The sequence below is a fragment of the Flavobacterium aquidurense genome (genome assembly GCF_031458035.1).
Taxonomy (GTDB): domain Bacteria; phylum Bacteroidota; class Bacteroidia; order Flavobacteriales; family Flavobacteriaceae; genus Flavobacterium; species Flavobacterium aquidurense_C.
Genome location: NZ_JAVDXR010000001.1, coordinates 206,856 through 230,620, shown reverse-complemented (window position 1 = coordinate 230,620; position 23,765 = coordinate 206,856). Strand labels below are relative to the sequence as shown.

The 23,765-nt window shown below is 32.9% G+C and carries 23 protein-coding genes; 8 read left to right on the top strand and 15 right to left on the bottom strand.

The features are described from left to right. Positions 1-180: 180 nt before the first annotated feature. From rpsO to J2X17_RS00925, 3 genes are all read right to left on the bottom strand, one after another. Entirely contained in the window at positions 181-447 is a 267-nt protein-coding gene (rpsO, locus tag J2X17_RS00935) for a 30S ribosomal protein S15 (protein ID WP_026983900.1), read from the bottom strand. Between the two features lie 153 nt (positions 448-600). Further along, the gene (locus J2X17_RS00930) at positions 601-1,617 is read right to left on the bottom strand and encodes an energy transducer TonB (protein WP_310293818.1); all 1,017 of its coding nucleotides are present in this window, start codon (positions 1,615-1,617) and stop codon (positions 601-603) included. A gap of 35 nt (positions 1,618-1,652) precedes the next feature. After that, on the bottom strand, positions 1,653-2,108 hold the full coding sequence (locus J2X17_RS00925; protein ID WP_310293816.1) for a GAF domain-containing protein: 456 nt from the start codon (positions 2,106-2,108) through the stop codon (positions 1,653-1,655). Positions 2,109-2,179: 71 nt separating this feature from the next. Between J2X17_RS00925 and xrtF the strand changes: the two genes are divergently transcribed. The 6 genes from xrtF to J2X17_RS00895 all read left to right on the top strand — a co-directional run bounded on the left by xrtF (position 2,180) and on the right by J2X17_RS00895 (position 6,905). Then, a complete protein-coding gene (gene xrtF / locus J2X17_RS00920) occupies positions 2,180-2,716 on the top strand; it encodes an exosortase family protein XrtF (RefSeq protein WP_310293814.1) in 537 nt (178 codons plus the stop codon). Continuing rightward, a complete protein-coding gene (locus J2X17_RS00915; protein WP_310293813.1) occupies positions 2,706-3,152 on the top strand; it encodes an exosortase F system-associated membrane protein in 447 nt (148 codons plus the stop codon). Before xrtF ends, J2X17_RS00915 begins: the two co-directional genes overlap by 11 nt. A gap of 45 nt (positions 3,153-3,197) precedes the next feature. Further along, on the top strand, positions 3,198-3,596 hold the full coding sequence (locus tag J2X17_RS00910; RefSeq protein ID WP_310293811.1) for an HYC_CC_PP family protein: 399 nt from the start codon (positions 3,198-3,200) through the stop codon (positions 3,594-3,596). A gap of 114 nt (positions 3,597-3,710) precedes the next feature. Then, positions 3,711-5,717, top strand: coding sequence for a TonB-dependent receptor plug domain-containing protein (locus tag J2X17_RS00905; RefSeq protein WP_310293810.1), 2,007 nt, complete (start codon positions 3,711-3,713; stop codon positions 5,715-5,717). Positions 5,718-5,745: 28 nt separating this feature from the next. Next, positions 5,746-6,087 (top strand): heavy-metal-associated domain-containing protein, encoded by a 342-nt coding sequence (locus J2X17_RS00900; protein WP_310293808.1) that lies wholly within the window; start codon positions 5,746-5,748, stop codon positions 6,085-6,087. A 131-nt stretch (positions 6,088-6,218) separates the two neighbouring features. Further along, the gene (locus tag J2X17_RS00895; RefSeq protein ID WP_310293806.1) at positions 6,219-6,905 is read left to right on the top strand and encodes a DedA family protein; all 687 of its coding nucleotides are present in this window, start codon (positions 6,219-6,221) and stop codon (positions 6,903-6,905) included. 126 nt (positions 6,906-7,031) lie between these two features. Here J2X17_RS00895 and rodA read toward each other — a convergent pair whose 3' ends face one another. From rodA to purH, 6 genes are all read right to left on the bottom strand, one after another. Beyond that, on the bottom strand, positions 7,032-8,267 hold the full coding sequence (gene rodA / locus J2X17_RS00890; protein WP_310293803.1) for a rod shape-determining protein RodA: 1,236 nt from the start codon (positions 8,265-8,267) through the stop codon (positions 7,032-7,034). 15 nt (positions 8,268-8,282) lie between these two features. Beyond that, on the bottom strand, positions 8,283-10,241 hold the full coding sequence (gene mrdA / locus J2X17_RS00885; RefSeq protein WP_310293802.1) for a penicillin-binding protein 2: 1,959 nt from the start codon (positions 10,239-10,241) through the stop codon (positions 8,283-8,285). Beyond that, positions 10,238-10,744 carry a rod shape-determining protein MreD gene (locus tag J2X17_RS00880; protein ID WP_310293799.1) on the bottom strand — a complete coding sequence of 169 codons (507 nt, stop codon included), beginning with the start codon at positions 10,742-10,744 and terminating at the stop codon, positions 10,238-10,240. Before J2X17_RS00880 ends, mrdA begins: the two co-directional genes overlap by 4 nt. Then, positions 10,737-11,561, bottom strand: a complete 825-nt coding sequence (mreC, locus tag J2X17_RS00875; RefSeq protein ID WP_310293797.1) for a rod shape-determining protein MreC — start codon at positions 11,559-11,561, stop codon at positions 10,737-10,739. The genes J2X17_RS00880 and mreC overlap by 8 nt, the downstream gene beginning before the upstream one ends. Positions 11,562-11,669: 108 nt before the next feature. Continuing rightward, entirely contained in the window at positions 11,670-12,698 is a 1,029-nt protein-coding gene (locus J2X17_RS00870; protein WP_026983887.1) for a rod shape-determining protein, read from the bottom strand. A 55-nt stretch (positions 12,699-12,753) separates the two neighbouring features. Continuing rightward, positions 12,754-14,280, bottom strand: a complete 1,527-nt coding sequence (gene purH / locus J2X17_RS00865) for a bifunctional phosphoribosylaminoimidazolecarboxamide formyltransferase/IMP cyclohydrolase (RefSeq protein ID WP_310293793.1) — start codon at positions 14,278-14,280, stop codon at positions 12,754-12,756. A 165-nt stretch (positions 14,281-14,445) separates the two neighbouring features. Between purH and J2X17_RS00860 the strand changes: the two genes are divergently transcribed. After that, positions 14,446-15,693 (top strand): ABC transporter permease, encoded by a 1,248-nt coding sequence (locus J2X17_RS00860; protein WP_310293792.1) that lies wholly within the window; start codon positions 14,446-14,448, stop codon positions 15,691-15,693. 155 nt (positions 15,694-15,848) lie between these two features. Here J2X17_RS00860 and accD read toward each other — a convergent pair whose 3' ends face one another. The 3 genes from accD to tamL all read right to left on the bottom strand — a co-directional run bounded on the left by accD (position 15,849) and on the right by tamL (position 20,468). Continuing rightward, positions 15,849-16,703 (bottom strand): acetyl-CoA carboxylase, carboxyltransferase subunit beta, encoded by an 855-nt coding sequence (gene accD / locus J2X17_RS00855; protein WP_056190173.1) that lies wholly within the window; start codon positions 16,701-16,703, stop codon positions 15,849-15,851. 81 nt (positions 16,704-16,784) lie between these two features. Then, a complete protein-coding gene (gene fbaA, locus J2X17_RS00850; protein WP_310293791.1) occupies positions 16,785-17,852 on the bottom strand; it encodes a class II fructose-bisphosphate aldolase in 1,068 nt (355 codons plus the stop codon). Positions 17,853-17,912: 60 nt separating this feature from the next. Next, positions 17,913-20,468: a translocation and assembly module lipoprotein TamL gene (tamL, locus tag J2X17_RS00845; RefSeq protein ID WP_310293790.1), complete on the bottom strand. Its 2,556-nt coding sequence runs from the start codon at positions 20,466-20,468 to the stop codon at positions 17,913-17,915. Positions 20,469-20,505: 37 nt separating this feature from the next. Here tamL and J2X17_RS00840 point away from each other — a divergent pair, with 37 nt between their 5' ends. Next, positions 20,506-21,234: a TrmH family RNA methyltransferase gene (locus tag J2X17_RS00840; protein ID WP_310293788.1), complete on the top strand. Its 729-nt coding sequence runs from the start codon at positions 20,506-20,508 to the stop codon at positions 21,232-21,234. A gap of 9 nt (positions 21,235-21,243) precedes the next feature. On the opposite strand, the gene porT is transcribed toward J2X17_RS00840, so the two are convergent. The 3 genes from porT to J2X17_RS00825 form a co-directional block, all read right to left on the bottom strand. Then, positions 21,244-21,963: a type IX secretion/gliding motility protein PorT/SprT gene (porT, locus tag J2X17_RS00835; protein WP_310293786.1), complete on the bottom strand. Its 720-nt coding sequence runs from the start codon at positions 21,961-21,963 to the stop codon at positions 21,244-21,246. A gap of 1 nt (position 21,964) precedes the next feature. Then, positions 21,965-22,696 carry a bifunctional demethylmenaquinone methyltransferase/2-methoxy-6-polyprenyl-1,4-benzoquinol methylase UbiE gene (gene ubiE, locus J2X17_RS00830; RefSeq protein ID WP_310293785.1) on the bottom strand — a complete coding sequence of 244 codons (732 nt, stop codon included), beginning with the start codon at positions 22,694-22,696 and terminating at the stop codon, positions 21,965-21,967. Positions 22,697-23,277: 581 nt separating this feature from the next. After that, positions 23,278-23,760 carry a dihydrofolate reductase gene (locus J2X17_RS00825; RefSeq protein ID WP_310293783.1) on the bottom strand — a complete coding sequence of 161 codons (483 nt, stop codon included), beginning with the start codon at positions 23,758-23,760 and terminating at the stop codon, positions 23,278-23,280. Positions 23,761-23,765: the final 5 nt, after the last annotated feature.

Here is a 23,765-nt window from a genome sequence, read left to right as displayed (position 1 = left end):
TTGTAGTTGTTGTGTGTGTAGTTATTGTTTCTAAAACCCAATGAAAAACCAAACTTTTTTTAATGTCAATATCAATTTCAAAAATCAATATTTATGCGTTTGTAAAGTTAAAAATCTAAAAATGTGATTTTTAATTTAAAATAAAAAAAGAGGCACTTTCGCACCTCTTTCCTATATTGATTATTTTCTGATATTCAATACTTTGATAATCTCACGATATCTGTTGATCTCTTTCTTTTTCAAGTAATCCAACAAAGCTCTTCTTTTACCTACTAGTAGTACAAGTGAACGCTCAGTGTTGTAATCGTGACGATTTTTTTTCAAGTGTTCAGTTAAGTGTGAAATTCTGTAAGTGAACAATGCAATCTGACCTTCTGCGCTTCCAGTGTTTGTTGCAGCACCGTGTTGAGCGAAAATCTCTTCCTTTTTTTCTTTAGTTAAATACATTCCAATATTATTTAATGATTTTTATGTATGTCTTCACAACTTTTGTAAGACGGGTGCAAATGTAAAAAATAATTATGAGATGAACAAAATAAAGGTTTCTTTATTTTGTGAACTGGCGAAGCAATGGTGAAATATGAATAACAAATTATTTGTTTATCTAAATGAATTGTTGTTCTGCTGAAAAGGATCGTTGCTTCTTTGAGACGAATTGTTGTTATATTGAAACGGATTGGTGCTTGCTTGTACTGTAATAGGCAATGAATACATTACTTTTTCCGGGATACCTCTCATTTTGCCAGGAATCCATTTTCCATAACTTGCTATCACTTTGATGCCTTCTAAGCCGGTGCCATAACCAATGTCTCTTAATACTCTAAAATTGGTCGGATCTCCATCTTCATCTATAACAAAAGTGATATATATTTTTCCTTTTAGTCCTTCTACTTTTGGAGTACTGTAATTTCTTCCTATATGTTTGTAAAAATTTTGCATTCCCTTTGCTGGAAAAGGCTTTTCCAGTATTTCTTTATATGGGAATAGATTATTGTTTTCATCGGTACTTATGCCGGAAATTAATACTCCTTCATTATAGTTTTCCGTAAAATTAATTTTTTTCTTTAGATCTTTCCCTTCCCAAATACCTTGTTTTTCTCCTTTTTTAATTTCTCCTTTTTCATAGAGATCATCCTCAGTGTCTTCATAAATACCATTTCCATCGACTACAGTTTGTTGTTTGTCTTTATTCCAAAACTGTAAAATTTTGACAGAGGAAATCTTTTTTTCGGGATTCCATGTTATTTCTTTTTCTGTTTTTTTATCGTTGTTTTCGTAATAATCAATTTGTGTCCCACTCAATTTATTATCAATATAGTTGGATTCTTGTTTTATGTTTCCGTTTTCGTAATAGTCTATTCTAGGACCCTCAAATTTTTGCTCATCTTTTTTTGTCGAAATAGCCCTCATTGTTATTTTGCCTTCTCGGGTATATTCTGTGAAAAGGAATACGTTAGGACGGTTGTCGTAATTTTCAACCAATCTGATGTATTTAAAATCTTGTTTGATTGTTGGGATACGCAAAGAATCCAGGTTATACCTGGTTGGTTTAATAATTTGCGAAAATGAAGCGATTGATACAAATAATAGTAATCTGGTAAACAAATGGTTTTTCATGAATTCTTTTTGATCAGAAAACAAATGTAGTACTTTTAATACAATTTAGCAACTTCTTGATTTACAAACTCTAAAAATCTCTCGTCAGCTTCAGTAAAAGGGTCGATGACATGGCTGTCGATGTCAATTTGCCCAATATTTACTCCATCAACAAATAACGGAACCACAATTTCTGATTTTACTGTAAAACTACAGGCAATATAATTGTCCTGAGCGGCAACATCAGGCACTACAAAATTGGCATTACTTTCTGCAACTTGTCCACAGATTCCTTTTCCAAAAGGAATTACTGTATGATCAGTTTCTGCGCCAACATAAGGGCCTAAATGCAAAGTTTTGTTCTCGTGATTGGCAAAATAAAAACCAACCCAGTTATAATATTCTACATTTTCGTTTAACAATTGACAAATTGCCAATAATTTTTCGTCTCTAATGGTATTGTTGTCAGCTACAATAGCGCTTATTTTTGGTTGTAATTCTTGAAATGTCATGATATAAAAATTTTATACAAAAGTATTTAAAGCTAATCTCAAAAAATACATAAATTTGAAAAAAAAATCTCTTGAAAAAATATTTAATACAATTTAAGCCTTTCCTCATTTTTATTGGCACTTTTTTTCTTGCTTATATTTTACTTACCTTAATTTACAAGTTTTATTTAAACTCATATGCAGCGAATGATGTTGATGGCATAACAGCTATTGTTGGCCGTAATGTAGAACAAGTGATGCAAATGTTTAGTTGCGATATTAAAATTCAGAAAAGCATTTTTTATCCTAATCTGGAAGTTTGGTATAATAAAAAATTTACAATTCGCATTGTCGAAGGCTGCAATGCAATTAGTGTTATTATTTTGTTTATTTCTTTTGTAATCGCTTTTTCAGGAAAATTCAAATCCACTTTATTGTTTATTTTAGCAGGTACTATTTTTATTTATATCTTAAATGTTTTTCGGATCGCGATATTAACTGTCCTTTTATATCGTTTTCCTGAAAAGGAGCACATTTTACATGGTGTCTTATTTCCTTTAATCATTTATGGACTGGTTTTTATTTTGTGGATAATTTGGGTCAATAAATTTTCAAAATATGCTAAATAAAATTTTAGAACATAGGGTCAAAATTTTAGTTACGGTTATTATTATATTGTGTTTTGGAGCAATTAGAGCTTTTGAAAACCAATTGTTTTATGATCCTTTTTTGAAATATTTCGCAGTCAATTTTAAAAATTCGCAATTTCCTCAAGTGGAAACTTTAAGGCTTTTTGAAGGTCTTTTCTTTCGCTATTTTTTAAATACGATTTTATCGTTAATACTTCTTTACGCATTATTTCAGGATAAGGAAATTTTAAAGTTTACTGCTTTTCTTTATTTGTTTTTTTTAATACTACTACTAGGAATGTTTTTTATAATTCTGAATTATTTTCCTGAAGCAAACTGGCTTCTTTTTTACGTAAGAAGATTTATAATTCAGCCCATATTTGTTTTGCTTTTTATCCCCGCATTTTACTATCAGCAGCAAAATTTTAAAAAATAACATTTCATTATATCTTACTGAGATTTTTTTAAATAATTTTGCAGTATGAATTTCAAAAAGTGCACAGGACTATTTTTAGCGTTCCTATTGTTGGTTTCCAACATTGGGTTTGCTTTTGATGTGCATTATTGTGGAGGTAAAATAGCCTCGGTTTCATTAAACACTACAGATTCAGAATCTCCGAAAAAAAAATGCTGCGGATCATCTGAAAAAAAATCATCGTGTTGTAAAGATAAAGTAGTTCATTTCGAAAAAAAATCGGATAATGCTACTTTCAAAATATTCTTTTTTCAAATCGCATTCCCGGCGGTAATTCAGGAATATAAACCAATTGCGTTTTTAGCCATTCCGAATTTCAAAAACAATAAAATCATTTCGTATTATTCTGATGCGAATGCGCCTCCCTTATTCAAACTATATAATCAATATATTTTTTACTCCTGATTTTAATGTTTTTAGAATCAAGTCTTTTTATGACTTGAAGTGTACTGTTTTGAGTTTTTCTAATAATGATCAACTTTCAGGAACAGTTTTCTAATTAATATTAAAATCATTTTTATGAAAAAAAGTATCATGTTTTTCGGTATGGTTTTATTTTCGGTATCTGTTTTTTCACAAGAAGATTTACAGGAAGTAAAAGTTACTAAAAAGCAAAAAGGAATAAAAAAATCTTATACACTTACAGCCAATACAAGTGTTATTACTAGCAAGGAATTATTAAAAGCAGCTTGTTGTAACCTTGCCGAAAGTTTCGAAACAAATCCGTCCATAGATGTCAACTTCTCGGACGCTCTGACAGGAACCAAACAAATAAAAATGTTAGGTTTAACGAGTCCTTATTTAATGATTACTGAAGAAAATATTCCATCGGTTCGAGGTGCTTCTCAGGCTTATGGATTATCATTCACACCAGGAACCTGGATCGAAAGTGTCCAGATTACAAAAGGTGCCGGAAGTGTTATTAACGGTTATGAAAGCATTTCGGGACAAATAAATACGGAACTTTTAAAACCATTAACCGATATTCCGTTTTTTCTAAATGCTTACGGATCTACGGATGCACGTTTTGAATTGAATACACAGTTCAATAAAAAACTATCTGATAAATGGGCAACGGGTTTGTTCGTTCACGGAAATACTCGTGTGGCAAAAAACGACATGAATAATGACGGATTTTTGGACAATCCTTTAGGAAAGCAAATCAATATTTTAAATCGGTACCAATACTACGATCCCGAAAGTGGGTTGGTGAGTTTTATCAATTTCAGATATATGAATGATAAAAAACAAACCGGAGAAGTTGATTTTTATAAAGACACCGATCGCGGTACAACAAAGCATTGGGGTTCGGAGATCAATACGGAGCGTTTTGATGTGTCGACTAAAATTGGTTATGTTTTTAAAGATATGCCATATCAGAGTATTGGTTTTCAGAATGCCTTTAACAGCCATAATCAAAATTCGTATTTTGGTCTGAATCTGTATAATATTAAGCAGAATAGCTTTTATTCGAATTTAATTTTCAATTCGATTATCAATAATACGATGCACAAATTTACTACAGGTTTAAATTTTACTTATGATCAGTATCAGGAATTTGTAAACGTAAATGATTATAGTAGAATTGATAATTCGGTTGGCGCATTCTTTGAATATACTTATGACAATACGGATAATTTTAGTTTGATTTTGGGTGGAAGAGTTGATAACCATAACCGATTGGGATTTTTCGTAACGCCTCGTCTGCACATGAGATACAATCCGTGGAAAGACGGAGTAATTCGTTTTTCTGCCGGAAGAGGGAAACGTACAGCTAATATTTTTGCCGAAAATCAACAGCTTTTTGCGAGTTCGCGAACTTTTTCGATTTTAGATAATAGCGGAAAAATTTATGGTCTGGATCCTGAAATTGCGTGGAATTATGGCGTAAGTTTTTCGCAGAAATTTAAACTTTTTAATAGAAATGCTGACGCTGGTTTTGATTTCTACCGAACAGATTTTCAGAATCAGGCCGTTGTTGATGTAATGCAAAGTCCGCAAGAAGTGTTGTTTTATAATTTAAAAGGAAGTTCATTTGCGAATAGTTTTCAGTTAGAGTTCAATTACGAGTTGGTTCATAATTTGAATTTAAGAACGGCATACAAATATTATGATATCCAAACCGATTATTTAAAAGGAACTTTTCAGCGTCCGCTTCAAGCCAAACATCGTTTTTTAGGGAATCTGGAATATGAAACTGCTATGAATGAGGACAAACAATGGAAGTTTGATTATACTTTCAATTGGTCAGGAAAACAGCAATTGCCTTACACGGCATCAAATCCTGTTGAAGATCAGTTTCCTGAATTTTCACCTTCTTACGCAGTTATGAATATTCAGGTAACAAGAGTTTTTTCGCCTGTTTTTGAAGTATATATAGGAGGAGAAAATATTGGAAATTATAAACAGGAAAAAGCAATTCTTGGTGCCAACGATCCGTTTGGTCCTAACTTTGATGCTTCTATTGCGTACGCTCCAATTTTTGGACAAATGTATTACGCAGGATTACGATTTAAAATAAAATAAAAATTTAAAAAATTTAATAATAAACATAATGAAAAAGATAGTTTTAATATTACTGGTAACATTTGTTGGCTTTTCACTTCAGGCTCAAACAAAAAAGAATAAGAATTTAAAATATACAACCGAAGTAAACGGTAATTGTGAGCAATGTAAAAAACGCATTGAAAAGGCGGCTTTTAGTGTTCCAGGTGTAAAAACTGCTAACTGGGATATTAGCTCACATCAGCTAACTGTTATTTTAAATGAAGAAAAATGTTCGCCGTCAGATCTAAATAAGGCCATTGCAAAGGTTGGTCATGATACTAAAGAAGTAAAAGCAACACAGGTAGATTATGATAATTTGCACACTTGCTGTAAGTACGAAAGAGATTAATTTTTTTGAAAGCCCAAGCTTCGACTTGGGCTTTTTATATCGTTAATTAATCTTTAAAATGCCATAATTTATTGTGGTTAACCTAAATTATTCTTACTTTCACAAACTTATAAATGTAACCAAACCATTTTATGAATAATTTCGATTGGACTCAATTAGTTAACCCTGAATTTTATATAACATTAAGTATTGGCGGTTATCAAATTGGTTTATACATTGTGCTGTTTATAGTATTTGCTGAGACAGGGCTTTTTGCAGGTTTTTTTCTACCAGGAGATAGTTTGCTTTTTTTGTCAGGAATTTACAGTCGCGATTTAATTCAGAATGTTCTTCATATTCCGAGTGATTTCATAAATGTCTTTTTACTTTCAACTTTGGTTGGTATAATGGGTGTTTTAGGTAATATGACCGGATATTGGTTTGGAGCCAAAAGCGGATATTATCTGTTTAAAAAAGAAGATACGTTTTGGTTCAAGAAAAAGTATTTATTACAATCAAAAGACTTTTTTGAAAAGTACGGAGGTAAAGCAATTATTTATGCTCGTTTCCTTCCAATTTTCAGAACCTTTGCTCCAATAATTGCAGGAATAGTTTCAATGGATAAAAAGAAATTCATGTTCTACAATATTTTAAGTTCATTTTTATGGTCTTTTATATTGATCTTTTCAGGACATTATTTATACGGAGTGTTTTTGGAACACGGAATAGATTTAAAAGAGCATATTGAAGTTATTGTAATTGGAATTATCATACTATCGACATTTCCAGTTTTCTTAAAACTTATTAAAAAACGAACAAATACAAGCGAAGAAATATAAATAAAAAAGTCCGAAGTTAAACTTCGGACTTTTTTATATCTAGTTTTTTTTACTTAGAATTTAATTTAGAATGTTCTAAATTCTATTTATAGGAATTTAGATTTTAAATATTGGTATATTTATCTGCTACCATTCATTTACTTTATTGGCATCCATTTTTAAGAATATAAATAACAAAATGGTGAATCCCCAAAGTCCGGAACCTCCATAAGAAAAGAAGGGAAGTGGCACTCCAATTGTAGGGAAAATTCCAATAACCATTGCAATGTTCACAAAAAAGTGAGTGAATAAAATACCAGCAACACAATATCCGTAAACGCGGCTGAATTTAGTCTTTTGTCTTTCTGCTAAATATATTACACGTAAAAAAAGACCAACAAAAAGTGTAATAACAACAAGAGAACCAACAAATCCCCATTCTTCACCAACTGTAGTAAAGATATAATCGGTATGTTGCTCCGGTACAAAACCACCTTTAGTCTGGGTTCCTTCTAAGAAACCTTTGCCAAGCCATCCTCCTGATCCAATAGCAATTTCCGATTGATTGGTGTTGTATCCGATACCTTTCATATCGACACTTTTTCCAAGCAAAATGTTAAAACGGTCCCTATGGTGTTGTTTAAAAACGTGATCAAAAACATAATCTACAGATAAAACAAAAGCCGAGATTCCTACTAATAATATACCGCTTAAGATGATATTTCGATCTACAACTCTTCCTTTAAAATGAATAATCAATAACACCGCTAAAGCTAGTAGAATAACAACGTAGGGTTCTAAAACAAGCGTAAGTACAAATAACAGAATGGTTATAAAACCAGTCCAAACATACCATGAAGGCAATCCTTCTCTGTATAGAACAACAATAAAAATACTGTAAATTAAGGCGCTTCCGGGATCGGGTTGTGGTAAAATCAGTAAAACTGGTAAAAATACAATGGCCAAAGCCTGGATTTGCCTGTTTACGTCTTTTAAATTTATTTGAGTATCACTTAAATATTTTGCTAATGCCAATGATGTTGCGGCTTTAGCGAACTCAGAAGGTTGTAATGTAAAACTTCCTATAGCATACCAGCATCTTTGTCCGGCAATAGTTTTTCCGAAAACAAATAAACCAATTAAGGATAGCAAGGAAACCCCAAAAATAATACTGGCATATTTTTCATAGAACTTTCCGTCAACAAAAAGGACTACAAAAATTAGTGGAATAGTACAGCCAATAAAAATTAATTGTTTTTGATATGTTCCTTCTGTAGAAAGTAATGATGAGGAATAAATGTTTAGCCACCCCAATATTACTAACGCAGTATAGATAAAAACACTTATCCAGTCGATGTTATTTTTTACACTTTGATTTTTCATTTGAAATAATCTTTGTTAGTTGTCAGTGGTGTCTGCGGTTGTTTTTTTAATTTCTGTTTTAAGAGGTACTTTTGGAGTGACAATTTTTGCTTTTAAAATAGAATCTTTCGGTGTTGATTCAATTAAGCTTGCTTCAGTCATACCTCCTAATTTTGCGTATTCGCTTAAAAGACTTTTATTCAGGACGCGAACTTCTAAATCAGTTCTTGTGATTTTCTTTCTCAGGTATTTTTCTATCATCAAACTAGCTATCGGACCAGCCACATTTGCACCAAAACCTCCATTTTCAATCATAATAGCGATTGCAATTTTCGGATTGTCTTTTGGAGCAAAAGCCACAAAAATAGAATGATCTTTTAATTTTGTTCGAACTCCGTCAATTTTTGCGTAGTTTTCTGCAGTACCCGTTTTTCCACAAATATCGATACCTTCAACCTTTAGAGCGTAAGCTGTACCTTTATTGTACACGTCAAATAAACCATTTATAACAGGTGGAAAATACTTTTTGTCAATAGTAGTTTCATGTTTGGTGGTAAATTTAGCATCTATTTTTTTGCCTTCAATCTTTTTAATGATATGAGGTGTGTAGTAGTAACCTTGATTTGCTACAGTTGCCATCATATTGGCAAGTTGAATAGGCGTCATTAAAACTTCTCCCTGACCAATGGCGTTAGAAACAATTGTTGTACTTCTCCATCCACCGTTAGGATATATTTTTTTATATGTTTTAGAAGTAGGAATATTTCCTTTTTTACCTGTTGGTAAATCATAACCCATAAATTGACCTAATCCAAAACTTTTTACGTGATCACTCCAGACATCAACTGCCTGACCCGGGTTCTTATATTTGTTAATGGTTAACATATAAGATTGTGCAAAGTAAGTGTTGCAGGAATTATAAATACCATTATTTAATTGGTGTGGGCCAAAACCGTGACATTTCATGAAACGACCTCTACCATAACTAAATCCATGGTGGCACATAAAAGTGGTCTGTTCGTTAATTACCCCTTCCTGAAGTGCCACTAAACCGGTTAAGATTTTAAAAGGTGATCCGGGAGGATATTCCGCCAGAAGTCCTCTGTCATATAATGGTTTTGCAATCGAATCGTGATATAAAAGAGTGTAGTTTTTAGATCTTTGTCTTCCAACTAAGATACCCGGATCGTACGAGGGCGCAGTTACTAATGCTAAAATTTCACCAGTTTTTGGTTCAAGCGCAACGATTCCACCTCTTTTATTAATCATTAATTCTTCGCCATATTTCTGTAGTTCGGCATCAATTGTTAAGTTGATGTCTTCTCCGGCAACGGCGATAGTATCGTATTTTCCATTTTTATAGGAGCCAATTTCACGATTGTATTTGTCTTTCTGAATGTATTTTACACCTTTAATACCACGTAAAACCTCTTCATAGCTTTGCTCAACTCCTTGCATTCCTATTAAATCACCACTATTGTAATATGGATTTTTAGCAATTAATCTTTCGTTTACCTGAGTGATGAATCCAAAAATATTAGCACCATAGTCTACCTCGTAATCACGAAGCGATCTTTTCTGGAAATAGAAACCTTCGAATTTTCTGATTTTTTCCTGAAAAGCAGCAAATTCACTTTTATTTAATTGTGATAAGAAAACAGAAGGTAATCGAGGGCTGTATACTTTTGCCTTTGCAATTCTCTTCTCGTAATCTTCTTTTGTGATGTTTAAAAGCGTGCATAATTCATCAACATTAAGATCTTCCTTAATGTCGCGGGGAATAACCATAATATCATAAGAAGCCTGATTGGCAACTAGTAATTTACCATTTCGGTCATAAATATAACCTCTTTCAGGATAGTCATACTGTTTTTTTATTGCGTTATTTTCTGATTTTAATTTAAATGAATCATCAATAACTTGCAGATAAAATACCCTGATCAGCAGCAAAGATGCTGCGATAATGATTAAAGAGGGCAGCAGAACTTTTCTCATCTTTTATTGGGCTTGATAATGTAAATTATTATGATCGAAATGATTATCGTAAATATTGTGCTAAACAAGGTTCGCAGTAAAATGTCCCAAATAAATTTAAACTGAAAAGCTTCAAGTGTAAATAAGATAATGTGGTGCAATAAAACAGAAACCAAAATGAATGAAAAACGTTCTGGTGTTAGCGAATCGTTTAGTTTTATGGTTTGGTATTCATAACTCAGTCCAAATGAAAATTTAAAAATATAAGGCCTGTAATAAGCAAGAATAACACATGCAGTAGCATGAATTCCTCCCGAGTTACAAAACATATCCATAGTAAGACCAAGTAAAAAACTTGAAATTATCAAACCAGATCTATTACTGTTAACAGGGTAGAGTATGATGTATAGAATGTACGGAAAAGGACTTATGTATCCTAAAAAATTCATATTATTAAAAATAACAATCTGAATTGCCAGTAACATAATAAATCGAAAAATATTGACTAACAATGCGCTATTCATCTTTTTCCTTTTTTTCTAAATTAATAAGTTCTTCTCTGTCTTTACTCTTGATAATATATACGTGGCCTAAATTTGTCATATCGTTAAATAGCTTAACTTTTATAACATAATAACTTGTACCTTCTTTCTTATATACAACATCTACTGTGCCAATATTAATTCCTTCAGGAAAAATTACAGACTGCCCACCTGTAACAATGGTATCTCCTTTTTTTACAGAAGCCAGCCTCGGTACATCTTCTAATTGAACAAATCCTGTGCTTTTTCCGTCCCAGGTTAAGGAGCCAAAGTGATTTGATTTTTTTAGTTTCGCATTGATTTGCGATTTCATATTCAAGATACTAACCACCGTTGAATATCTTGGTGAGGTATTATCGATAACTCCAATAATTCCTAAGCTATTAATTACCCCCATATCAGGTTTAATTCCATCGTTTGCTCCGGAATTTAATGTAATATAGTTTTCGTGTCTGTTATATGAATTATGAATAACTTTTGAAACAATAATGTCTGCAGGTTTTACACCTTTTACGCTATCCGGAGCCGGTAGTTTTGTAGTGTCCTCTTTGTTAAAGAGTAGGCTTTTCAATCTTGCGTTTTCAAGTACAAGCTCGTCATTTTCGGTTCTTAAATTCAAATATTCGTTGATATGATTGATTCTTTCATATACTCCTCCGCTTAAAAAATTGGCAGAACTGATTACTTTACTTCTATGAAAGGAATGCGATTGAATTGTGAGAGCCAACGAAATACCTAAAAGCAGCAAAAACAGCAATCGATTACTGTTTCTTATAATGAAATTAAAAATTTGCTGCATTTCTTGTTTGGTTATTTTGTTTCAGGATATGCTTTGGGTTTCAAGTTTATTAGAGTCAAATATTCAAATTTGACTCTAATAAAAAAATATTGGTTGTTATTTTGAATCTTATTTAATTAAGATACTTTTAAATTTAGCAATGTTTTTCAGTGCCATTCCGGTTCCACGAACAACTGCTCTTAAAGGATCTTCGGCAATGTAAACAGGTAAGTCTGTTTTTAACGAAATACGTTTGTCAAGACCTCTTAACATAGACCCACCACCGGCTAAGTAAATACCAGTATTGTAAATATCGGCAGCTAATTCAGGAGGAGTTTGTGATAAAGTTTCCATCACGGCATCTTCGATACGTTGAATAGATTTATCCAATGCTTTTGCAATTTCGCGGTATGAAACATCTACTTGTTTTGGTTTTCCTGTAAGTAAATCTCTACCCTGAACTGACATATCTTCTGGCGGTCCGTCTAAATCTTCGATAGCTGCACCAATCTGAATTTTAATTTTCTCAGCAGTACTTTCTCCAACAAAAAGGTTATGTTGTGTACGCATGTAGTACACGATATCATTTGTGAAAACGTCACCTGCAATTTTTACAGATTTATCACATACAATTCCGCCTAAAGCAATTACAGCGATTTCAGTAGTACCACCACCAATATCAACGATCATATTTCCTTTTGGCTGCATGATATCGATACCAATACCAATTGCCGCTGCCATTGGCTCATGAATCAAATAAACTTCTTTTCCGTTTACTCTTTCACAAGATTCTTTTACAGCTCTCATTTCAACCTCAGTAATACCGGAAGGAATACATACTACCATTCTTAAAGCTGGAGTAAACATTCTTTTTTTCAATGCCGGAATACTTTTAATGAACATATTGATCATCTTTTCCGAAGCATCGAAATCGGCAATTACACCGTCTTTCAAAGGCCTTATGGTCTTGATGTTTTCATGCGTTTTACCTTGCATCATGTTAGCTTCTTTACCAACAGCAATGATCTTGCCTGATATTCGATCACGTGCAACGATTGACGGACTATCAATAACGACTTTGTCATTATGTATGATCAAAGTGTTTGCGGTACCAAGGTCTATCGCGATATCCTCGGTCATGAAATCAAAAAATCCCATAAGTTTTTTAGGGGTTTAAAATGTTATAAATAATTATCGAACAAAGTTAAACAAATTAATGTTTAAAATGACGTGTTCCTGTAAATACCATTGCAAGATTATTTTCGTTGCAATAATTTATGCTTAATTCATCTTTTATCGATCCTCCTGGCTGAATTACTGCTGTAATTCCTGCTTTTTTGGCTAATTCAACACAATCCGGAAAAGGGAAAAATGCGTCACTTGCCATAGAAGCTCCAGTTAAATCAAATCCAAATGCTTTTGCTTTTTCAACTGCCTGCATCAATGCATCAACTCTCGATGTCTGACCAGTTCCTGATGAAATTAAAGTTCCGTTTTTAGCAAATACGATTGTATTTGATTTTGTGTTTTTACAAATTTTCGAAGCAAAAATTAAATCTTCTATCTCTTGAGCAGTTGGCTCTGTAGTAGTAACGGTTTTTAAATGCTCTTTAGTATCTGTAATATTATTTCTGTCCTGAATTAACAAACCATTAAGACATGTTCTTACTTGTCTTGAAGGTAATTCAACTTCATTTTGAACTAATATAATTCTGTTTTTCTTTTCCTGTAAAACTGCAATTGCTTCATCATCATAAGCCGGAGCGATAACTACTTCGCAGAATAATTTGTTGATTTCCTGAGCGGTAGCTAAGTCGATTTTAGTATTTGCAATCAAAACACCTCCAAATGCAGATGTAGGGTCGCATGCTAATGCTGCTAGATAAGCTTCGCTGATTGTTTTTCTTGAAGCTAAACCACAAGCATTATTATGTTTTAAAATGGCGAACGTTGGTCCGTCAGTTTTAAATTCATTAATTAAATTTACGGCAGCATCAACATCTAATAAGTTATTGTAAGACAACTCTTTCCCGTGAACTTTTTTAAACATAGCATCAAAATCTCCAAAGAAAAACCCTTTTTGATGTGGATTTTCTCCGTATCTTAAAACCTGTCCGTCTGCAATACTTTCTTTGTAAATAGTTTCGTCTGTATTGAAATAATTGAAAATTGCGCCATCGTAGTGAGATGAAACATGGAATGCTTTTGTAGCAAACAATCTTCTGTTTTCAAGAGTTGTAGCTCCATTTTGTTCTGTAATCAGATCTAAAAGTAAACTGTATTCATTTACTGAAGCTACAATTACAGTGTCTTTGAAGTTTTTTGCACCGGCGCGAATCAATGAAATTCCGCCAATATCAATTTTTTCAATAATATCTTGTTCGCTAGCACCTGAAGCAACTGTTTTTTCAAAAGGGTATAAATCAACAATCACTAAATCAATCTGAGGAATATCAAATTCCTTCATTTGTTGAACATCGCTTTCGTTATCCTGACGATTTAAAATTCCACCGAAAATTTTCGGGTGTAAAGTTTTCACTCGTCCACCAAGAATTTCAGGAAATGAAGTAATATCTTCTACCGGAACTACTGGAATTCCAAGGTTTTTGATGAAATCTTCAGTTCCTCCAGTCGAATAAAGTATTACGTTTTGTTCGTGTAATTTTCTAACGATTGGCTCTAGCCCGTCTTTCGAAAAAACTGATATTAATGCTGATTGAATTTTTTTTGTTGTGCTCATTGTGTAGTTATGTTTTTCAGACTGCAAAAGTAGTTTTTTTAAATATTATTTTAAAGAAAATTAATGTAACATTATCTTAAAAAAAACTACTGATGAGTTAGTTAACTTTTATTAGGTTTTTGATTTTAATTTATTGAATTTTACTTTATTGAAAAATACGAAAATATGCTGCTTTATCTAAGATTATTAAAGGAAAGTCTAAGCTTTGCCATAAATGCTTTGCGAAATAATAAATTGCGCACACTCTTGTCACTGTTGGGTGTGACAATTGGTATCTTTTCAATTATTGCTGTTTTAGCTGCTGTTGATTCTCTCGATCGTAAAATCTCGAAGGATTTAAGCAGTTTAGATAAAAATACAATTTATCTAATGAAATATTGTTTCGGGCCTTCTGAAATTCCACAATGGAAAAGAGAGCAGTTTCCAAATGTAAAATATGATGAATATATTGCCTTAAAAAATTCTCTTAATAATACTGAACAAGTAGGGTATCAGCTTTTTGTGAATCACGAAAGTTTAAAGTATGACTCAAAGACTGTTGCCGATGTAAATATGGTTCCTTCTTCCTATGAAATGGTTGATATTGACGGATTGACTTTTGATAAAGGAAGGTTTTATACTGAATCTGAATCAAATTCCGGGGCACCGGTAATTGTTTTAGGATACGAAATTGCAGAGGGGCTTTTCGGATCTGATGATCCTGTAGGGAAAAGTATTCGTTTGTATGGACAGCGTTTTACGGTTATTGGAGTAATGACAAAACAAGGTGCTGGTTTTTTTGGCGATAGTAATGATACATCGGTTTATTTCCCGGCTAATTTTCTACGCAGAATGTACGGTGATAGTGATGCTATGACGCCAGTAATTGTTTTGAAGCCAGTTAAGGGTATTGATATGGAAGCTTATAAAGCTGAAGTAGCACAAAAACTAAGAGCAATTCGTGGTATGAAAGCGGGAGAAATGGATAATTTTTTCATTAATGTGCTTTCGGGATTTACTGATTTTATTGATGGAATTTTGGGTCAGATGAATGTGGTGGGGTGGATTATTAGTGGATTTTCTCTCTTGGTAGGTGGTTTCGGAATTGCTAATATTATGTTCGTTTCGGTAAAAGAGCGAACAAATTTAATAGGAATTCAAAAATCATTAGGTGCTAAAAATCGTTTTATTTTATTTCAATTTTTGTTTGAAGCTATAATTCTTTCCGTTATTGGAGGAATAATTGGATTAATAATGGTTTGGGGAATTTCAGTTATTCTCACAAAAGCACTTGATTTTGAATTTGTATTAAGCTTTGGGAATATAATCTTAGGAACTACTTTGGCAGCTATTATCGGATTAATATCAGGAATTCTACCAGCGATTTCGGCGGCTAATTTGGATCCTGTTGAGGCTATTAGAACTGGAATGTAGTTTTTGGATGTTATGATAAACGGAGTGACAGAGATTCTAAGTATTATAAATTCTCAGTCAAATTCAGAAGTTGCATGGAAAACATAAATTTTAAGATAAAAAAAATCCCATTTGCCGAAGCGAATGGGATTTTTTATGTTTTTAGAAGTTTTAAACTATCTAATAGTATTATTTTGAATCAAATCAATATACAAGTTGATCTTGTCTTTCAATTCTTTTCTAGGCGTTATAAAGTCAAGGAAACCATGCTCTAAAAGAAACTCAGCAGTTTGGAAACCTTCTGGTAAATCTTTTCCAGTAGTGTCACGGACAACACGAGGGCCCGCAAAACCAATCAAAGCACCTGGCTCAGAAATATTAATATCTCCTAACATAGCGTATGATGCAGTTGTTCCTCCAGTTGTTGGATCAGTACAAAGTGAAATGTATGGTAATTTAGCTTCTGCTAATTGAGCGAGTTTTACAGATGTTTTTGCTAATTGCATTAACGAGTAAGCAGCTTCCATCATACGAGCTCCACCAGATTTTGAAATCATTACAAAAGGCAGTTTATTTTTGATCGCGTGATCAATACCTCTGGCAATTTTTTCACCTACAACAGCTCCCATAGATCCTCCGATAAAGGCGAAATCCATACAGCAAATTACAAGTTCTTTTCCTTTAGATTTCCCTACTCCCGTACGTACAGCGTCTTTAAGGTGAGTTTTTTCCATTACATCTTTCAATCGTTCTGCATATTTTTTTGTATCCACAAAATGCAAAGGATCTTTTGATGTCATGTTTTTATCTAACTCAACAAATTCGTTGTTGTCGAATAAAATTTCAAAATAGGTTGCGCTTCCAATTCGAACGTGAAAATCATCTTCCGGACTAACAAATAAGTTTCTTGCTAATTCGTCTGCGTCAATAATTTTTCCGGTAGGAGATTTGTACCACAATCCTTTCGGAACGTCCATCTTATCTTCTGTAGCGGTCGTAATTCCTTTTTCCTGTCTTTTAAACCAAGCCATATTTATTAATTTTGTTGTTTCAGGTTTCAAGTTTCAAGTTGCGGAACCTGAAACCTGAAACCTGAAACTTTAAACTTTTACTTATAGTGTATTCACATTATTCAAGTCTGCAAAAGCTTGCTCAAGTCTTGTGTTGAATGTCACTTCGCTTTCACGTACCCATTTTCTTGGGTCATAATATTTTTTATTCGGAACATCAGCACCTTCTGGGTTACCAATTTGTGATTTCAAATAGTCAATATTTTTAACCATATAATCACGGATTCCCTCTGTATATGCAAATTGTAAATCTGTATCAATATTCATTTTGATAACTCCGTAGCTAATTCCTTCTCTGATTTCTTCAAGTGTAGAACCTGAACCTCCGTGGAAAACGAAATCTACTGGGTTAGGACCAGTGTTGAATTTGTTTTGAACGAAATCCTGAGAATTTTTTAAGATTTTTGGAGTTAATTTTACGTTTCCTGGTTTGTAAACACCGTGAACGTTTCCAAAAGCGGCTGCAATTGTAAATTTAGGACTTACTTTAGATAATTCTTCGTAAGCATAAGCTACTTCTTCCGGTTGTGTGTATAATTTTGAGCTATCAACGTCAGAGTTGTCAACACCATCTTCTTCACCACCTGTAATACCAAGCTCGATTTCTAATGTCATACCCATTTTGCTCATTCTCGCTAAATATTCTTTACAGATTTCGATATTTTCTTCGATTGGCTCCTCAGACAAATCGATCATATGCGAACTGAATAATGGTTTTCCTGTTTCTGCAAAATGTTTTTCAGAAGCATCTAATAAACCATCAATCCATGGTAATAATTTTTTTGCACAGTGGTCAGTGTGTAAAATTACAGTTGCACCGTAAGCTTCTGCTAAAGTATGAATGTGTTTTGCTCCTGCGATTCCACCAGCGATTGCTGCTTTTTCACCTGCGTTAGACAATCCTTTTCCAGCGTTAAATTGTGCTCCTCCGTTTGAAAATTGAATGATAACTGGCGCATTAAGTTTCGCTGCAGTTTCAAGAACTCCATTAATTGTGCTTGACCCCGTTACATTTACTGCTGGAAGTGCAAATCCTTTTTCTTTAGCATAATTAAAAATCTCCTGAACCTGATCTCCTGTAGCTACTCCTGGTTTGATATTGTGTGCCATTGTAATTTTTTTTATAGTTGTTTTTAGTTTTTAGGTTGCAAAAATAAGAATTAATTAGCATTAGAAAGGATAATTTATTCCAAAATTTAAAACCGAGTGACCAAAATTGTATTCTTTAAACCAGCGATCTCCCGCCTCATGTGCCGGATTATAAGTCTTAAAGCCTAAATCTAATCGAACAACAAAGAAGCTTAAATCGTATCGTAATCCGAATCCTGTACCTAAAGCAATTTCAGCTAAATCGTTTACGCTGTCAAATTTTGCCTTTTCATCAATAACATTATCGAGCACATTCCAGATATTTCCGGCGTCTGCAAAGACCGCTCCTTTGACATCTCCAAAAACTTTAAATCGGAATTCGGCACTCAGCGCAATTTTCATGTTTGCTTCATTAAAATCATCTAAAGCATCAGTACTTCCCGGACCCAGTGAGTAAGGTTGCCATGCACGGTTATCATTTGAACCTCCCGAATAATAACTTCGTGAAAACGGAATATAATCTGAATTGCCGAAAGGAATTGCAATTCCGAAAAAGCTACGAACAGCCAAAACTTTTTCTTTCCCAAAATCCCAGTGTTTGATATAATCGAACTCCGTTTTAATATATTCAGAATATTCTAAATTGAATATTTCGTAGTTGCCATTTATATTTTGAGGAAGATTGGCCACGTTAGAAATCGCTGATAATAAAGTACCAGCCGATTCTATTTTAGCTTTAAATTGATAGAAAATATTGTCTGCAAGATCTTTTTTTGTTGTTTTGGTAAAAGTATAACTTGAAGCCAGAATAAAGTCATTTTCGGTCAAACGTACTCTTCTTTCCTCGATGCTTTTAACGTCTTTATACTGCTCATCTGCAGGAGTTAAAGCAGTTTGGTCTGTCAAAACCTGATTTGTAAAATTTGTAGTTCCCTCAGAGATAATTAGATTTCCGTTCGCATCAACATTTGAAGGGTCAGTATTGTAAACATTTGCAATACCATTCAGTTCATCATAAGAGGAAGTATAAACATTAAAATAATTATTAGGATTTAGGTTGCGGACAAATTGCGCATTAAGAACTTCAAATTTTACAGTATTGTGACGTTTTGGCGACCAGTTATAAGCTAGTCCTCCGGTAAAATTTTCTTTATCTAAACCAATATTTCGCTGTTTTGAAAAACCAGCAGCAATACTGGTCGAGGGAATCATCCTTTTAGGGATAATTTTTTCAGTTCCAAAGGGCATCAAGATTCTTGGGAAATTAAGTTTTGTGTCAATTCCGTATTCCGAAACATTAAAGAAGTTATTATTCGGATTAGCCATATCTTTTGAAGAACCGACATTGACACGAGCAGAAATTTCTAATGTTTCAGCTCTGTTGAAAACATTTCGGATCGTTTCTGAAACACTGGCTCCAATTCCAAAATCCTGAATATTAGAGTGTGTAACATCCAAAGAGGCACCAAAACTATATTTTTTTCTTGGTGTCAAATAAACATTTGCAATTAGTGATTGCGCAGTCGAGTCTCTTTTATCGACTTCATATTGTATCGAAGGATAATTGAAAATCTTAAGATTGTTTAAATAACGTGACGAAAGCGTTGTTCTGGTATCTGAAAAAACACTTCCTTTAGTGATAAAAACGGCATCGGTAATAGCACGGGGTTTATATTTTAGACCTTTATAACTGTACAAATTGAAATTATTGTAAGTTGTACTGTCCTTAATTTGGCTTTTTGAATTAGCGGCAGAATAATCAGTATAAATATTAACGTCGCTAATTTTGTAAAGCTTGAATGGTTCCGTTCGGCTTGAATCTCTTTCTTGAATACTGTTATTGCCAATTTTTAAATTGATGTCAGCTTTACTTTTTTTGCCAATTGTATCGATGTCAAAAGTTATGTATGTTGGCTGAAAGAAATAGGCGCCGTGGTTTCTAAAATAAGTAGTAATGCGGTTTTTTTCTTCTTCAAAATCTGAAGTTTTATATTGATTTCCAGATTTTAAAACAGAAGGTTCTGGATTGGTTTTATATAATGAATCCAGCGCCGGAGTTAAAATAGTGGTTCTGATAGAATCCAGAGTATAGCCGGGTCCTGTTAAAATATTATAGTTTATTCTTGCTTTTTTTGGAGCAATACTATCAATTGTATAATCGGTTTTTACATTAAAAAAACCATTATTGAAATAGTAAAATTTTAAACGTAATAAAGTTTTTTTGGTTTTTGTGGTATCAATAATTACAGGAGGTTCTCCGGTGCTTTTTAAGAATTCGTGAATACCTTTATATAAAAATGATTGGCCAAGTCGGTCTACTTGTTTAGCAGATAAAATTTTGGCCTGACGTTCGTATAAGCCCGGATGATTTTTAAACTTTGCCTGATAAGTGGAATCTGGATTTAAATTGGCTAAATTGTACAAATTCAGACGTAATTTAAAACCTAATAGCTTGCCGTTAGGTTTTTGATACATCTGATTAGATGCATTTTCATCATTTGTAGATTTTCCATTTACAAGAATATTGTTTTTAGTAAGAAGCTTTTTTCCGTCCGGAACTCTTTTTACAGCATTACAGGCACAAATAAATATTGCTATTAGAATAAATGCTATTATTTTTGTGGAATTCTTTTTCAAGTGTTCTTAAATATTTAATTCAAAAGTACATTATTTTATGGTTAGTAAAAACCAAATAAAACTTATAACAGGTTTACATCAAAAAAAGCAGCGTTTTGCAAATCAATTATTTTTTGCCGAAGGAGTAAAAGTAATTCAAGAATTGTTGCAATCCAATTTTGAATTAGAACACTTATACACAACTTTAAACGATTTTGAGACAGTTCAATCTTCAAAAAGAACTCTTGTAAATGATCAGGAACTTAAAAAAATAAGTGCCCTGTCAACTCCGAATTCCTGTTTAGCTGTGTTCAAAATCCCTGCCGAAAATAATACAATTGATTCAGGCTTAATTGTGGCCTTAGATGACATTCGGGATCCCGGAAATCTGGGGACAATTTTGCGCCTTTGTGATTGGTTTGGTATCAGACAAATTATTTGCTCTAAAGAAACAGTAGATATTTATAATCCAAAAGTAGTTCAGGCTACAATGGGTTCTATTGCCAGAGTAAATGTAAATTATGTTGATTTGAAAGCTTTTATCACAAATACAAAATTACCAGTTTTCGGAACTTTTATGAACGGAGAAAACATTTATCAATCAAATTTGCCTCAAAACGGAATCATTATTATGGGTAATGAAGCCAATGGTATTTCGGCAGAGATTGAAAAAATGGTAACCAGCCGTATCACAATTCCAAGGTTTGGAGAGTTACAAAAAACCGAAAGTTTAAATGTCGCTACTGCCACAGCCATTATTCTTAGTGAATTTAAACGAAATAGTTAAGGATTTGTTTTAATGGAAAGTGAAATTTATCAAAATCGCCCGTGATTTCATAGAGTCGATATTATCCGTCCATGGACTTGGTCTGTTTTCAGGATTATCACGAATTAATTCATCAGTAATACCGAACATTCCTCTAATTGAAGGAGAGAAAATAAAATATTCAGAGAAAATATCAATTCCGAAACCTAATTCATAAGCCGCAGTCCACTGTTTTACTCTAAATTTACCTTCAAAGTTGTCGTCTTTTGATTTTGCGTTACTGGAAAGATTCAATGTCGTTGACATTCCTCCAACTAAATACGGACGGATATTTCCGGTACGTAATGCGGAGAATTTCAATAATAGAGGAAAATGTATATAAGTACTGTTTACTTCTCTTAAGTAATAAGATTCTGGACTATTAGGCTGATGTGGATAATAAAGATCACGTTTTGTATAGTACAAACCTGGTTCAAAACGTAAATTAATATATTCCTGCAATCTAAGGTCGGCAACAACACCTACATTAAATCCGGTTGTTTTCTTTACCTGAATATCTTCTTGTGGTGGCGTTACGTAATCAAATTTAAAGTCGAAACTATTAAATCCTAAATAATATCCGAAATAAAGGCGTTGTTTTTGCCAGTTTTCGAGATTGATTATGGGATCTTTGCTAAACATGCTTTTAGCAAATTGTGAATATCCTTTTGTCGTTAGGACTAATAAAAGTAAGATTACTGTTTTTTTCATACTATTTTTTAGAAGCAGAGTAAATGGTTGCAACTCCAAAAGTTTGAGGCATAGCTACAACATCTATAAACCCAATTTTTCTCAGAATATTGTTTAAGGCTTCCCCGTAAGGAAAAGCAGCCGCAGATTCTGATAAATATCCATAAGCTGAATTGTCTTTTGAAAATAGTTTTCCAATTATAGGCAGAATATTTTTGCTGTAAAATCTATATCCTTGTTTGTATGGAGTTTTATCCGGAACAGAGGTCTCAAGAATAACAAATACACCATTTGGTTTTAAAACTCTTAAAATTTCAGCAAATCCTTTTTCTAAGTTTTCAAAATTTCGAACCCCAAAACCAACTGTAATGGCATCGAAATAATTATCTTCAAATGGGATGTTTTCTGAGTCGCCTAAAACTAAATCAATAATATGTGATAGTTTTTTTTCTTGAACTTTCTTTTTCCCAACTTCAAGCATTCCTGCAGAAATATCTAAACCAATGATTTTTTCAGCATTCGTCTGAGCCATTAAGATAGCCAGATCTCCAGTTCCAGTAGCGATATCAAGAATGATTTTCGGGTTAGTATCAGATACTATTTTTAATACTTTTTTACGCCACTTAATATCAATTCCAAATGAAATTACGCGATTCAAATTGTCGTAGTTCCCAGAAATGTTGTCAAACATTTGGGCAACTTGCTCTTTTTTACCTAAAGAAGAGTCTTTATATGGGGTTATTTTCTCAGACATTTTTTTTATTTACGCAAATATAACACAATCTGTGTTAACTGTAATTGCGTTTTTTAATTTGTAAATCAAATGTTTTAGAAGAAGTTTTTCCGGGTGTATTTTACTTCTGTTTTAACTATCACCAAAAGTGGGTATTTTAAAAAAATCACTAAAAGTGGGTATTGTGCGGTGATGATTTAATAAACATCTTTGCTAAAGACAAAATGACAAAAGTTTTAATGATTGATATAGTATAATGACTTAAATCAAATGAATACTTTTTTTGCGCTGGTAATCTCATTTGTTCTTGTAAGTAGTTTTGAAGTATTGTGCTTAAAATGCAATACTATTTTTTAAAGTGCAAAATACGTTCTTAGGATTAAATTTGTTTTTGGAAATTTTAATTTTTCTTGCCTTTAATATCTTAGTGGTATTTGTTATTAAAGGCTTTTTTGAGACTTATTCTCAAATAATTTAAATGTTATCCAGTTATTACGATGTTTAAACATCTGTGATTTCTCTGTAAACTACTTCCTGAAAAGTCAGATTTAAAAAACAATCAATCATTTTTTAAAAAACATCCTTCAAAAGAGGATGTTTTTTTATTTACGGATATATGTTTCGTAAGTGTAATCATAAAGATGTTTTTCGTCTTTAAGATTTTCTTCAGATTCTACAAGTTGCCAATCTCTTTCATTTATTTTAGGAAAAAAGGTATCAGCATCAAAAGTGTGGTGAACTTTTGTTATTTCTAAAATATCAGCATGCTCCATTCCTAAGTTGTAAATTTCTCCTCCTCCAATAATATATGAATCTTCGTTTTCAGGGCAAATTGCAATTGCTTTTTCTATGCTGTCAACAACAATACAGCCTTCCGGATTGTAATCGCTTTGACGCGTTATCACAACATGAACTCTGTTTGGTAAAGGTTTAGGGAAGCTTTCGAAAGTTTTTCTTCCCATAATAATGTGATGATTGGTTGTGAGCGATTTGAATCTTTTAAAGTCATTTGGCAGATGCCATACTAACTCATTATTTTTTCCAAGAGCATTATTTTCGGCAACTGCCGCTATCATTATAATCATGGTAT

What these genes read in the sequence shown, in the direction of transcription:
- J2X17_RS00915 (WP_310293813.1), top strand. Translation starts at nt 2,706, where the DNA reads ATGCTAAATAAAATTTTAGAACATAGGGTCAAAATTTTAGTTACGGTT.
- mrdA (WP_310293802.1), bottom strand. Translation starts at nt 10,241, where the DNA reads ATGAGAAAAGTTCTGCTGCCCTCTTTAATCATTATCGCAGCATCTTTG.
- J2X17_RS00895 (WP_310293806.1), top strand. Translation starts at nt 6,219, where the DNA reads ATGAATAATTTCGATTGGACTCAATTAGTTAACCCTGAATTTTATATA.
- fbaA (WP_310293791.1), bottom strand. Translation starts at nt 17,852, where the DNA reads ATGGCACACAATATCAAACCAGGAGTAGCTACAGGAGATCAGGTTCAG.
- rpsO (WP_026983900.1), bottom strand. Translation starts at nt 447, where the DNA reads ATGTATTTAACTAAAGAAAAAAAGGAAGAGATTTTCGCTCAACACGGT.
- J2X17_RS00925 (WP_310293816.1), bottom strand. Translation starts at nt 2,108, where the DNA reads ATGACATTTCAAGAATTACAACCAAAAATAAGCGCTATTGTAGCTGAC.
- accD (WP_056190173.1), bottom strand. Translation starts at nt 16,703, where the DNA reads ATGGCTTGGTTTAAAAGACAGGAAAAAGGAATTACGACCGCTACAGAA.
- mreC (WP_310293797.1), bottom strand. Translation starts at nt 11,561, where the DNA reads ATGCAGCAAATTTTTAATTTCATTATAAGAAACAGTAATCGATTGCTG.
- porT (WP_310293786.1), bottom strand. Translation starts at nt 21,963, where the DNA reads ATGAAAAAAACAGTAATCTTACTTTTATTAGTCCTAACGACAAAAGGA.
- ubiE (WP_310293785.1), bottom strand. Translation starts at nt 22,696, where the DNA reads ATGTCTGAGAAAATAACCCCATATAAAGACTCTTCTTTAGGTAAAAAA.
- purH (WP_310293793.1), bottom strand. Translation starts at nt 14,280, where the DNA reads ATGAGCACAACAAAAAAAATTCAATCAGCATTAATATCAGTTTTTTCG.
- rodA (WP_310293803.1), bottom strand. Translation starts at nt 8,267, where the DNA reads ATGAAAAATCAAAGTGTAAAAAATAACATCGACTGGATAAGTGTTTTT.
- J2X17_RS00870 (WP_026983887.1), bottom strand. Translation starts at nt 12,698, where the DNA reads ATGGGATTTTTTGATTTCATGACCGAGGATATCGCGATAGACCTTGGT.
- J2X17_RS00860 (WP_310293792.1), top strand. Translation starts at nt 14,446, where the DNA reads ATGCTGCTTTATCTAAGATTATTAAAGGAAAGTCTAAGCTTTGCCATA.
- J2X17_RS00880 (WP_310293799.1), bottom strand. Translation starts at nt 10,744, where the DNA reads ATGAATAGCGCATTGTTAGTCAATATTTTTCGATTTATTATGTTACTG.
- J2X17_RS00910 (WP_310293811.1), top strand. Translation starts at nt 3,198, where the DNA reads ATGAATTTCAAAAAGTGCACAGGACTATTTTTAGCGTTCCTATTGTTG.
- J2X17_RS00900 (WP_310293808.1), top strand. Translation starts at nt 5,746, where the DNA reads ATGAAAAAGATAGTTTTAATATTACTGGTAACATTTGTTGGCTTTTCA.
- J2X17_RS00825 (WP_310293783.1), bottom strand. Translation starts at nt 23,760, where the DNA reads ATGATTATAATGATAGCGGCAGTTGCCGAAAATAATGCTCTTGGAAAA.
- J2X17_RS00905 (WP_310293810.1), top strand. Translation starts at nt 3,711, where the DNA reads ATGAAAAAAAGTATCATGTTTTTCGGTATGGTTTTATTTTCGGTATCT.
- J2X17_RS00840 (WP_310293788.1), top strand. Translation starts at nt 20,506, where the DNA reads ATGGTTAGTAAAAACCAAATAAAACTTATAACAGGTTTACATCAAAAA.
- J2X17_RS00930 (WP_310293818.1), bottom strand. Translation starts at nt 1,617, where the DNA reads ATGAAAAACCATTTGTTTACCAGATTACTATTATTTGTATCAATCGCT.